General features: G+C 69.7%; 6 protein-coding genes. All 6 read left to right on the top strand.

What is annotated here, in order from left to right:
• The first annotated feature begins 69 nt into the window (after positions 1-69).
• Complete coding sequence (locus FZ025_RS10465; protein ID WP_046979994.1) at positions 70-1,473, top strand: sensor histidine kinase; 1,404 nt, start codon at positions 70-72, stop codon at positions 1,471-1,473.
• 54 nt (positions 1,474-1,527) lie between these two features.
• Entirely contained in the window at positions 1,528-4,968 is a 3,441-nt protein-coding gene (locus tag FZ025_RS10470; RefSeq protein WP_046979993.1) for a hybrid sensor histidine kinase/response regulator, read from the top strand.
• Positions 4,969-5,100: 132 nt separating this feature from the next.
• The gene (locus FZ025_RS10475; RefSeq protein ID WP_046979992.1) at positions 5,101-6,975 is read left to right on the top strand and encodes a tetratricopeptide repeat-containing sulfotransferase family protein; all 1,875 of its coding nucleotides are present in this window, start codon (positions 5,101-5,103) and stop codon (positions 6,973-6,975) included.
• A 288-nt stretch (positions 6,976-7,263) separates the two neighbouring features.
• Positions 7,264-10,014 (top strand): TonB-dependent receptor, encoded by a 2,751-nt coding sequence (locus FZ025_RS10480; RefSeq protein WP_046979991.1) that lies wholly within the window; start codon positions 7,264-7,266, stop codon positions 10,012-10,014.
• Between the two features lie 97 nt (positions 10,015-10,111).
• Positions 10,112-11,413 (top strand): aspartyl/asparaginyl beta-hydroxylase domain-containing protein, encoded by a 1,302-nt coding sequence (locus FZ025_RS10485; protein WP_053057283.1) that lies wholly within the window; start codon positions 10,112-10,114, stop codon positions 11,411-11,413.
• 46 nt (positions 11,414-11,459) lie between these two features.
• Complete coding sequence (locus FZ025_RS10490) at positions 11,460-12,056, top strand: 2OG-Fe(II) oxygenase (RefSeq protein ID WP_244292510.1); 597 nt, start codon at positions 11,460-11,462, stop codon at positions 12,054-12,056.
• The last annotated feature ends 23 nt before the right edge of the window (positions 12,057-12,079 follow it).

The following is a 12,079-nucleotide window of genomic DNA, read 5'->3' on the forward strand; positions in this document are numbered from 1 at the left end:
GGGAGGACAGGTGGCTAATATAGCCGCAGTCCGCGTCCGCCCGTCGGCGCGCTTCCTGCCGGTCCGTGCATGCCGCTCCGTCCTGCCGCCCCGCCTCCCTCCACCGACCCGCCTGGCGGCGTCTTGTCGCGCCTGCGGCGCTGGTGGCGCGACGTTCCTGTGGCCGACCAGGTCGATCGGCGCAATGCGGCGATGCTGCAACTGGTGCTGGTGTTCGTCGGCCTGTACCAGCCAGTGATGATGCTGCTGGCGTGGGCGCGGATCGGCGTGGCGATGGATCCGGTCGCGTTGTGGCTGGCGGCAACGAACACGCTGGCGATGTGGGCCTGTTTCGTGCTGCTGCGGCGCGGTGCCTTCCTGTGGGCGGCACGGCTGTTCGTAGTGGTGAGCCTGGCGCTGCTGAGCGTGGGCTATGCGCGCTGGGGCCTGGAAGCGCAGCAGCGCGGGCAGCTGAGCCAGCTACTGCCGGTGCTGATCGGCGGACTGCTGCTGAGCCGTCGCGCGCTGTGGGGCGCGGTGGCGTGGCTGGTGCTGGTGGTGCTGCTGGGCGCGTGGCGCGATGCGGCACGCACGTTCTTCCTGCCGATGCTGTGGCCGCGGCTGCTGGAGGGCGCGATGCTCGTCATCGCCGGTTTCGTCATCGCCGCGGTGGTGCTGGACCAGTCGGTGGCGGCATTGCGCGAGAGCCTGGATCTGGCGCGCCGGCGCGGCAACGCGCTGGCCCGTTCGCGCGACCGGCTGCAGCTGGAGATGCAGGAAAAGGAACGCTCGCGCGACCAACTGGTGCACGCGCAGAAGATGGAGAGCGTGGGCCGCCTGGCCAGCGGCGTGGCGCACGATTTCAACCATCTGCTCAGCCTGATCATGGGCTACACCGCGCGCGCGCGCCGCAGCGACGATCCGCAGCAGCTCAAGGCGGCCTTGCAGGGCGCCGACGCGGCGGCGCGGCGCGCGGCGGCGGTGACCCGCAAGCTGCTGGATTTCAGCCGCCAGGAAGCCACCCGGCTGGAAGTGTTCGAACCGGCCGAGACGATCGCCGGCATGCGGGCGATGTTCGACCAGCTGTTCGGCCTGGGCGTGCAGGTGCGCCTGCAGCTGCACGAGGCGCCGTGCCCGGTGCGTTTCGACCGCGCGCAGCTGGAGCTGATCCTGCTCAATCTCGCCGCCAACGCGCAGCAGGCGATGCCCGAGGGCGGGCAGTTCGAGCTGACCCTGGCGCCGCGGCCCGATGCCACGCTGGAGATCGCGGTGCGCGACAGCGGCCACGGCATGAGCGAGGACGTGCGCGCGCGCTGCCTGGAGCCGTTCTTCACCACCAAGCCCAGCGGCCAGGGCACCGGCCTGGGGCTGGCGGTCAGCGCCAATCTGATTGCCGCGGCCGGCGGTGCGCTGCTGGTGGAGAGCGCACCCGGGCAGGGCAGCGTGTTTCGCCTGCGGCTGCCGCTGCACGCCGGCGCGGCGGCCGTCTCGTGAACGGCGGCGGCGAACAGCGCCTAGACTGCCGCGATCGTCTCGGGGACCGCGCCCTTGGTTTCTAGCTGGATCCTGCTGCTGGTGTCGGTCGGCTACGCGGCGCTGCTGTTCACGGTGGCGTGGTGGGGCGATCGGCGGCCGTTGTACCCGGAGCGGCCATGGCTGCGCCCGGCGGTGTACAGCCTGGCGCTGGCGGTGTACTGCTCGTCGTGGACGTTCTACGGCGCGGTCGGCAGCGCGGTGCGCAACGGCGCCGGCTACCTGCCGATCTACCTGGGGCCGTTGCTGCTGCTGCTGTTCGGCTGGCGCATCATCGAGCGCCTGGCGCTGATCGCGCGCAGCGAGAACACCGTGTCCATCGCCGACTTCCTCTCCTCGCGCTACGGCCGCTCGCGGCGCCTGGCGGCGCTGGTGGCGGTGATCGCGCTGGTCGGCGTGGTGCCGTACCTGGCGCTGCAGTACAAGGCGGTGGCGATGAGCCTGCAGGTGCTCAGCGGCCAGTCCAGCGCCGGAGCGCCGTTCTACGCCGATCCGGCGCTGTACGTGGCGCTGCTGATGGCGCTGTTCGCGACCTTGTTCGGCACCCGCCAGGTGGATGCCACCGAACACCACCACGGCATGATGCTGGCGATCGCGCTGGAATCGGTGGTCAAGCTGCTGGCGATGGTCGCGGTGGGCGTGTTCGCTTACGTGTGGCTGAGCGGGCGCGACGGCCAGGTGCTGCAGTCGGCGCGCAGCTTGTTCCAGAACACGCCGCCGGTCGGCTTCATCTCGCAGACCCTGCTCAGCTTCCTGGCCATCGTGTGCCTGCCGCGGCAGTTCCACGTGGCGGTGGTGGAATGCAGCGACATCGGCGACATCCGCAAGGCGCGCTGGCTGTTCGGGCTGTACCTGGTGGTGATCTCGGCGATGGTGCCGCCGATCGCCGCGGCCGGCATCGCCCTGTTCGGCCAGTCCGGCGAGGTGGCCCACGACAGCATCGTGCTGGCGCTGCCGCTGGCCGAGGGCCGTACCGCGCTGGCGCTGGTCGCCTACGTGGGCGGGTTCTCCGCCGCCACCGGCATGGTCATCGTCTCCAGCATCGCGCTGGCGACGATGATCAGCAACGACCTGGTGATGCCTGTGCTGCTGCGCCGCCGCGGGCACCAGGCGGCCGGCGCCGACGTCGCCTCGCGGGTGCTGTGGATCCGCCGCCTGGCGATCCTGCTGCTGGCGCTGATCGCCTACGGCTACTACCGCAGCAGCAGCAACGACAGCTCGCTGGCCTCGTACGGGCTGATGGCCTTCGCCGCGGTGGCGCAGTTCGCGCCGGGCGTGATCGGCGGGCTGTACTGGCGCGGCGCCAGCCGCAAGGGCGTGGAGACCGGCATGGTGCTGGGCTTCGGCACCTGGATCTACACCTTGCTGCTGCCGGCGCTGACCCAGGCCGGCTGGCTGGCGCCGGAGTGGCTGCACGACGGGCCGTTCGGCGTTTCCTGGCTGCGCCCGCAGCAGCTGTTCGGCATGAGCGGCTGGGACCCGCTGGCGCATGGCACGTTCTGGTCGCTGCTGGTCAATGTCGGCACGCTGCTGCTGGTGTCGGCGCGCTGGCGACCGGGTCTGGAGGAGCGGCTGCGTGCGGCGCCGTTCCTGGAGCCGTATTCGCAGCGGCCGGCGGTGGCCGGCGACTGGCTCGGGCAGGTGCAGGTGGTCGACCTGCAGGCGCTGGCCGAACGCATGGTCGGCGAGCGCCACGCGCGCCGCGCCTTCGCCGAACAGGCGCAACTGCTCGGCCGCGAGCCGCAGCCCACCGCGGTGGCCGACCGCGTCTGGGTGCAGTTCACCGAACGCCTGCTCGCCGCCTCGATCGGCGCGGCCTCGGCGCGGCTGGTGCTGACCAGCCTGCTGCGCGGTTCGGGCATGGACCTGGGCGAAGTGGTGGCGGTGCTGGACGAGGCCGGGCAGGAGCTGCGCTTCAACCGCGAGATCCTGTCCACCACGCTGGAGAACATCAGCGCCGGGGTCAGCGTGGTCGATCCGGCGATGCGCCTGACCGCGTGGAACCGGCGCTATCAGCAGATGTTCGGCTACCCCGACGGCATGCTCTACGTCGGCCGCCCGGTCGTCGACCTGATCCGCTACAACGCCGAGCGCGGCGAACTCGGCGAGGGCCGGGTCGAGGACCAGATCGGCCGCCGCATCGCGCATCTGCGCGCCGGCACCTCGCACGTGTTCGAGCGTACCCGCAGCGACGGCAAGGTGATCGAGATGCGTGGCCAGCCGCTGCCCGGCGGCGGCTACGTGACCAGCTACAACGACATCACCGACTACAAGCGCGCCGAGCAGGCGCTGCTGGAAGCCAACGAGACGCTGGAGCAGCGCGTGGCCGAGCGCTCGCGCGAGGCCGAGCTGGCGCAGCAGTCCAAGACCCGCTTCCTGGCCGCGATCAGCCACGACGTGCTGCAGCCGCTCAATGCTGCGCGGCTGTTCGCCTCGGCGCTGCGCGAAGCGCATCAGAACGAGGAGCAGCGGCACCTGGCCGAGCGCGTGGACGCCTCGCTGCGTGCGGCCGAGGAACTGCTCGACGGCCTGCTCGACGTGTCGCGGCTGGACGCCGGCGGCATGCGTCCGACGATCGAGGACTTCGACGCCAGCGTGCTGCTGCGCGAACTGGCCGCGCAGTACACCCCGGTCGCCGCCGGCCGCGGCCTGCGCATGCATATGTTCGCGCGGCCGATCTGGGTGCGCAGCGACCGCCGCCTGCTGCGCCGCGTGCTGCAGAACTTCCTCGCCAATGCGCTGCGCTACACCCGCCAGGGCCGCATCGTGCTGGGCATGCGCGGCCGCGGCGCGGCGCTGGAGCTGCAGGTGTGGGACACCGGCCCGGGCATCCCCAAGCACCACATGCAGCAGATCTTCGAGGAATTCCAGCGCTACCAGCAGCCGTTCGACTGGGGCGAGCAGGGGCTGGGCCTGGGCCTGTCGATCTGCCAGCGCATCTCGCGCCTGCTCGGCCACGACCTGGCTGCGCGCAGCGCGGTCGGCCACGGCAGCATGTTCTCGATCGCCGTGCCGCGGGTGGCGCCGGTGCCGCAGAAGCAGCAGCGCCAGCAGCGCAGCGTCGCCGCCAGCGACTCGCTGGCCGGGCTGCGCGTGCTGTGCGTGGACAACGATCAGGAAATCCTCGACGGCATGCGCGCGCTGCTCGGGCGCTGGCAGGTGGAGGTGATCTGCGCCAGCACCGTGGACGAAGCCCTGCCGCTGGCGGCGCGCGCGCCCAACGTGATGCTGGTCGACTACCACCTGCACGACCGCCTGGACGGACTGGACACGCTGGACGCGCTGCGCGAGGCGATGGTCGGCCCGGTCGCCGGCGCGCTGCTCACCGCCGACGGCCGCGACGAACTCAAACTGCAGGCGCGCGAACGCGGCTACCGGCTGCTGACCAAGCCGGTCAAGCCGGCCTCGCTGCGCGCCTTCCTCACCGCGTACCACGATCCGATCAAGGGCGATTAGGCAGCGCCGCCGCGTACCCGCAGTGTGTGCGGTTTTTGCCGGCTGCCGGCACGGCCTGCGTTGCGAGCCGCGATCCGGCCCGGCTATCGTGGCAGCCCCTTTCCGCCTGCCGCCGCACTGGATCCTCAGCGCATGACCCTACCGCTACCGCAAGACACCGCGATCCCGTCGCTGCCTGCGCTGCTGGCGGCACTGGAGGCCGGACAGGCGTCGCAACTGGAGCAGGGCGCGCGCCGCTATCTGCAGCACGCACCCGACGATGCGCTGGCCAGCAGCCTGCTGGCGATGAGCCTGCAGATGCAGGGCCATGCGGCGCAGGCGGCGGCGCTGTATCGCGCGCTGGCCGAACGGCAGCCGCAGGAAGTGGCGCACTGGAACAACCTGGGCACCGCCTTGCGTGAAGCGCGCCATTTCGCAGAGGCGCGGCAGGCGTATGCGCAGGCGCTCGCGCTGACGCCGGACGATCCGATGCTGCACCACAATCTGGGCCTGCTGGCGATGGACAGCGGCGACTACGGCGCCGCTCGCGAGCATCTGCTGGATGCGCATGCGTTGGCGCCGGAGTCGGCGCCACTGAGCGTTCACGCCGCGATGGCCTGCCATGAATGCGGCGACTTCCAGCGCGTGCAGGCGCTGATCGCGCACTGGCCGCAGTGGCCGGCACTGGACCCGGAGACCACGCTGGAACTGGCCTGGCTGCTGTCGCAGGCCGGCCAGACCGATGCGGCCTGCGCGATGCTGCGCGCCTGCGCCGCCGGACCGATGCCGCAGCCGGAGCGCGCCTGGTCGCGCCTGGTGCTGGTGCTCGAGCGCGTCAACCTGCTCGAGGAGGCGCGCCAGGCCGCCGCACACCTGCCGGCGCCGGAACGGATCGAGGACCTGGACGCGCGTCACGATGCGATCAATGCGCTGGCGGTGCTGGCGATGCGCGACGGGCAGTGGGACGCCGCGTACCGGTTGCTGCGCGGCCTGCTGTCCGCCGCCGCGGCCAGCGACACGGCCACCGACACGCGCAAGCAGAGCAACCTGTACTTCGCGATGGCCCGGGTCTGCGACCGCCTGGGGCGCCACGACGAGGCGCTGGCGGCCTGCGCGCAGGGGCATGCCGGGCAGGTCGCGGGCATCGCGTCATTGGTGCCGGAGCTGCTCGCGGTGGACGCGGCGCCGCTGCCGGCCGCGCGGCGCCGCTGGGATCCGGCGCGCTACGCCGCGGCGCGGCCGGTGGCGGACCCGGACCGCGATGCATCGCCGATCTTCGTGGTCGGTTTCCCGCGCTCCGGCACCACCTTGCTGGAACAGATGCTCGATGCGCATCCGCAGCTGTGCGCGATGGACGAGCGGCCGTTCCTGCAAGGCCTGGCCGAGCGCGTCGAACGCCGCGGCCTGGCCTGGCCCGACGGCCTGGGCGAACTGGATGCCGCCGATTGCGCCGCCTTGCGCGCCGACTACTGGCAGTCGGTCCGCGGCGTGGTGCAGCTGCAGCCCGGACAGCGCCTGGTCGACAAGAATCCGCTCAACCTGCTGCGCCTGCCGCTGATCCGGCGGCTGTTTCCCGATGCGCAGGTGATCCTGGCGCTGCGCCATCCCTGCGACGTGCTGCTGAGCTGCTACATGCAGGCGTTCCGCTCTCCGGCCTTCGCCGTGCTGTGTTCCAGCGCGCAGCGTCTGGCGCAGGGCTACGCCGATGCGATGGGGTGCTGGCTCTACCACGTGCAACTGCTGCAGCCGCGCGCGCTGGAGATCCGCTACGAAGACCTGGTCGCCGACCCGCAGGCGCAGGTCGCGCGCTTGGGCAGCTTTCTGGAACTTGAACAACCGGAGCGGCTGCTGGAGTTCCAGCGCCATGCGCGCGCCAAGGGCTTCATCAGCACGCCCAGCTATGCGCAGGTGGTGGAGGGCATCAACCGCAAGGGCCTGGACCGCTGGCGCCCGTATCGCGGCTTTTTCGAGCCGGTGCTGCCGCTGCTGCAGCCTTACCTGCAGCGCTGGGACTATCGCCTCGACTGATTCCGGTACGCGCTTCGGCGTACCCCAGGCGCCCATGGCGCCTTCGCCCTGCACCCGCGGGGAGGCGCATGTTTTCGAACGATGTAGCGATTATGCCAAGTGCTGTCGCAATGCGTCACATGAAAACAACACTTTTCTTATAAAAAACTAACAAGTGCTTGACGGTCCCGCTCGGACCGCAAGTCCGAGGCATCCAACACAAAGACGTCGCGCCTTGCGCGATTCGTATCGGTTCACGTCCGCGTGCACCGCTGGCGTTCTGTTGCTCATCACATGAGGTTTTCCCCAATGTCCGTACCAAAGAACAGACTCGCCCAGGCCATTTGCCTGGGATTGGCCACGCTCCCCGCCTCGCTCTACGCGCAGGGCGCCGATACCGCCGCGGCTGCGGCGACCGACGGCGCGGTGGACCTGGACCGGGTCACCGTGACCGGCTCGCTGGTGCGCCGCGTGGACGTGGAGACGGCCAGCCCGGTCACCGTGGTCGATCGCCAGCAGATCCAGCAGAGCGGCAAGCAGACCCTGGGCGACCTGATGCAGTCGCTGCCCGGCATCGCCGGCGATGCGACCAACCCGCAGGTCAACAACGGCGGCGGCGACGGCGCCTCGACCGTATCGTTGCGCGGCCTCGGCGCCCAGCGCACGCTGATCCTGATCGACGGCCACCGCATCCTCAACAACGACATCAATTCGATCCCGGCCAGCATGATCGACCATGTCGAGATCCTGAAGGTCGGCGCCTCGGCGGTGTACGGCTCCGACGCCATCGGCGGCGTGGTCAACTACATCCTGCGCAAGAATTTCGAAGGCGGCGAATTCTCCGCCAACTACGGCCAGGCCAGCCGCGGCGACGGCGCCCGCCGCGGCGGCACCTTCACCTTCGGCAAGACCTGGGACCGCGGCAACCTCGTGGTCGGCGTCGACTACAACAAGCAGAACGCGGTGTCCTCGGCCGATCGCGCGTTCTCCAAGGACGCGATGTACCTGTCCAGCGGCAGCATCTACAAGGGCGGCTCCAGCCGCACGCCCAGCGGCTACTACAAGCTGCCGGGGAGCACGCTGACCGCCAATGGCTGCAGCGCGAACGGCGCGATGACCAGCAACGGCAGCGGCGGCTACAAGTGCTACTCCTCTGCCTCCGACGCCTACAACTACCAGGCGCAGAACCTGCTGATGACCCCGCAGCAGCGCGTCAGCAGCTTCGTGCTCGGCAGCTTCAACGTGACCGACAAGGTGCAGGCCTACGTCAACGCCTACCACAACCACACGATGTCGCACTCCGCCATCGCGCCGCTGCCGTTCGATGCGCAGAGCGATGGCATCACCATCGCCGCCGACAATCCCGACAACCCGTTCGGCGTCGAGTTCGGCCCCGACGGCTACGAGTACCGCAACCGCTTCACCTCGCTGGGCCAGCGCGAAAGCTTCTACGACACCGCCACCGACCAGGACGTGCTCGGCCTGAAGGGCAGTTTCGGCGACACCAGCTGGGTGTGGGACGTCAACTTCAACTACGGCCACTACAAGCAGCGCAGCTGGAGCCACGGCTACGTGGACTATTCCGCGCTGCAGGAGGCGATCGACGGCGGCCAGATCAACATCTTCGATCAGCAGGCGGCGTCGACCTGGCTGAACAGCCATGAGTCGATCCCGCGCTACAGCACCACCAAGATCAACCGCCAGTGGGAAGCCAGCGCCAACGGCAGCGTGTGGGAGCTACCGGCGGGCAGCGCGCAGCTGGCGGTCGGTGCGCTGTATCGCAAGGAAAGCATGGGCTACACCGTGTCCAGCAACGCGGTGATCGACAGCGACAATACCTGCGCGATCTCCTCCGAGGCGTGCTCCTCGCCGCTGAGCGGCTCCTTCAGCGTCAAGGAGGCGTATACGCAGCTGTTCATCCCGGTGCTGGCGCAGTCCTCGCCGATCGGCGCGCTCAACGTCACCCTGAGCGATCGCTTCTCCGACTACAGCAGCGTCAGCTCGACCAACAACAGCGCCTCGTTCCAGCTGGAGTGGCGCCCGATCCACGACCTGATGGTGCGCGGCACCGTGGCGCAGGTGTTCCGCGCGCCGACCATCAGCGACCTGTACCAGGGGCCGACCGCGAACTCGCCGACCTTCACCGATCCGTGCATCGGCTACAGCGGCAGCGGCCACGACAACGCCTGCGAAGGCGTGGAGACCGGCTGGGGCGGCTCGGGCCTGTCGCAGACCAACGCGATCGTGTCCGGCGCCAACTACGCCAACTACGACCTGAAGCCGGAGAAGGGCAGGTCCTACGACTACGGCATCGTCTACAGCCCGGAGTTCGTGCAGGGCCTGTCGTTCAACCTCGATTGGTGGAAGGTCAAGCTCAACGACCTGATCCAGTCGATCTCGGCGCAGACCGTCGCCAATAGTTGCTACAACGACAACAGCAGCCCGTACTGCGGCTACATCCACCGCTACGCGGCAGGCACGGTCAGCGCCGGCAACATCGACTATATCGAGACCCCGGTGGTCAACATCGGCAAGCTGGACACCCAGGGCATCGACTTCGGCGCCAACTACGCCCTGCCGCAGACCGCCTTCGGCAAGTTCACCCTGGCCCTGGACAGCACCTACCTGCAGCGCTACGACATCGACACCGGCGACTCGGTGGTGCACATGGCGGGCAAGTACAACTCGTCCTACGGCAACTACGCACGCTGGCGCGCGCGCGGCCAGTTCGGCTGGAAGCTGGGCAACTGGGATGCGAGCTGGACCACGCGCTGGGTCGGCAAGATCCAGGTCGGCAGCGGCGACCTGTCGCAGAACATGTCCGCCGATGCCGTCGACAAGGGCGTGGTGCTGCGCTACGGCAGCTACATGTACCACGCGCTGCAGCTGGGCTACGACATGGCCGACGCCAACATCCGTTTCGACCTGGGCGTGGACAACCTGTTCAACAAGCAGCCGCCGGTGCTGTACCAGAACAACGTGTTGAATGCGAACACCGACGTGAGCACCTACGACACGGTCGGCCGCTACTACTGGATGCGCGCCAGCTACCGGTTCTGAGTGGTGCAGGCCGGCGTCGCTTGCGCCCGCAAGCACGCCAGGTCGCGACACGCGGCGCGCCCAACCGGGCGCGCCGTTTTTCTTTGAGGGGATTGCGGTGACAGCGAGGCAAGACGATCCATCGGCGCGGCTGCAGGCACTGTGGCGTGGCGTCGAACAGGGGGCATTCGCGCAGGTGCAGGCGGCCGCCATGGCCTGGCAGGCACAGGGCGACGCGCCGCCGGCATTGGACCTGCTGCTGGCGGCAGTGGCGCAGGAGGCGGGGCTGTGGACCCGTGCCACCGATCTGTATCGGGGCCTGGCGCAGCGGGAAGGGACGCTGCAGGCGCCGGCGCGGATGGGCTGGGCGGCGGCGTTGTCGGCACAAGGCGATGCCGAAGGCGCCGAAGGCGTGCTGCAAGAGCTGCTGCAGCGCCAACCCGACCACTACATCGCCCACCTGCGGCTGGGCGAACTGCGCGCGGCGCGCGGCGTCGGATATGAGGCGTTGGGCAGCTACTACGCCGCCATCGTGCATGCCCAGCGCCAGGGCCGCTGGCTGAGCGAGGACAGCACCGCGCCGGCATTGCGCGAACGGGTGGGCAAGGCCATGGCCGCGGTCGATGGCGGCCGCCGCGATCTGTTCCTCGGCCTGCTGCAGCCGTTGCGCCGCGACTACGGCGCCGATGCGCTGGATCGGGTCGAACGCGGCTTGCTGGCCTATCTGGGCCTGCTCCCGGCGCAGTACGCGAATCCGTTGCAGCGGCCGACCTTCTTCCATGTGCCCGACGTGCCGGCCGCCGCGTATCCGCCGCTGCAGTTGTTCCCCTGGTTGCAGGAGCTGGAACAGGCCACCGCGGCGATCCGCGCCGAGATGCTGGCCACGCGCGAGCACGCCGGCGCCTATGCGCCGTTTCTCGGCGCGCCCGTCGACCGGCTGCCACCGGGGTTGCTCGCCGGCGACCGTGGCAGCCCCGCGTGGGATGCGTATTTCTTCTACCGCCATGGGCAACGCGACGTTGCGCATGCGCAGCAGTGCGCGGACACCGCGGCCGCACTGGAGCGCACGCCGCTGGTGCGCATTCGTGCGCACGCGCCGGAGATCTGTTTCTCGGTGCTGGCGCCGGGCACCCACATCCTGCCGCACCGTGGCGTCACCAACACCCGCCTGACCGTGCACCTGCCGCTGCTGGTGCACGGCGATTGCGCCTTGCGCGCCGGCGGCCAGCTGCACGCCTGGCAGGAGGGCCGGGCGATGGTGTTCGACGATACCTTCGAGCACGAGGCCTGGAACCGCAGCGATCGCCCCCGCGTGATCCTGCTGATGGACACCTGGAACCCGCACCTGCAGCCGGTCGAGCGCGAGGCGGTGACGCGCCTGGTCGAAGGCATCGGTGATTTCAATGCGCAGGTGGCATAGTGAGCCGCAACCGACAGCGCAGCCCGAGACACAGGAACCGACACTCGTGAAGCATGCCGATCTTCGCCATTACGTCCGTGTCTACGATGCGGCGCTGGAGGCCGGCTTCTGCGGCCAGCTGATCGCGCAGTTCGAGCGCGCGTCGGCGCAGCACAGCCACAACGGCGCCGGCGCGCGCGCCGGCCTGGACGACAGCGCCTGGACCGAGCTCAATGTCACCCGTTCGGCCGATCCGGCCTTCCAGGGGTTCTTCATCGAACAGGTGCGCGCGGCGCTGGCGCGCTACAACGCCGATCTGGGCCTGTCCGCGCCGGTGCCGTGGCGCCCGCGCCTGGCCGACCTGCGCATCAAGCGCTATCGCGCGAGCGCCGGCGAGCGCTTCCAGCCGCATTTCGACGCCTGCGACGAGGAGACCGGCCGCTACCTGGTGCTGCTGTGGTATCTCAACGACGTGGCCGAGGGCGGACAGACCCGCTTCGTCGACCTGGACCTGGAGGTCGCGCCGCGCAGCGGGCGCCTGCTGATGTTCCCGCCGTACTGGATGTACATGCACGCCGGCCTGCCGCCGCGCAGCGGCGACAAGTACATCCTCTCCACCTACCTGGAATTCACCGCCAAGCCGTCCCCGCCGCCGCACGGCTGAGACGGCCGATTCGCGACCGGGCA

This window comes from Xanthomonas hyacinthi, from assembly GCF_009769165.1.
Classification (GTDB): domain Bacteria; phylum Pseudomonadota; class Gammaproteobacteria; order Xanthomonadales; family Xanthomonadaceae; genus Xanthomonas_A; species Xanthomonas_A hyacinthi.

Coding starts and splice junctions, on each gene's coding strand:
- FZ025_RS10475 (WP_046979992.1), top strand. CDS start 5,101: ATGACCCTACCGCTACCGCAAGACACCGCGATCCCGTCGCTGCCTGCG.
- FZ025_RS10465 (WP_046979994.1), top strand. CDS start 70: ATGCCGCTCCGTCCTGCCGCCCCGCCTCCCTCCACCGACCCGCCTGGC.
- FZ025_RS10480 (WP_046979991.1), top strand. CDS start 7,264: ATGTCCGTACCAAAGAACAGACTCGCCCAGGCCATTTGCCTGGGATTG.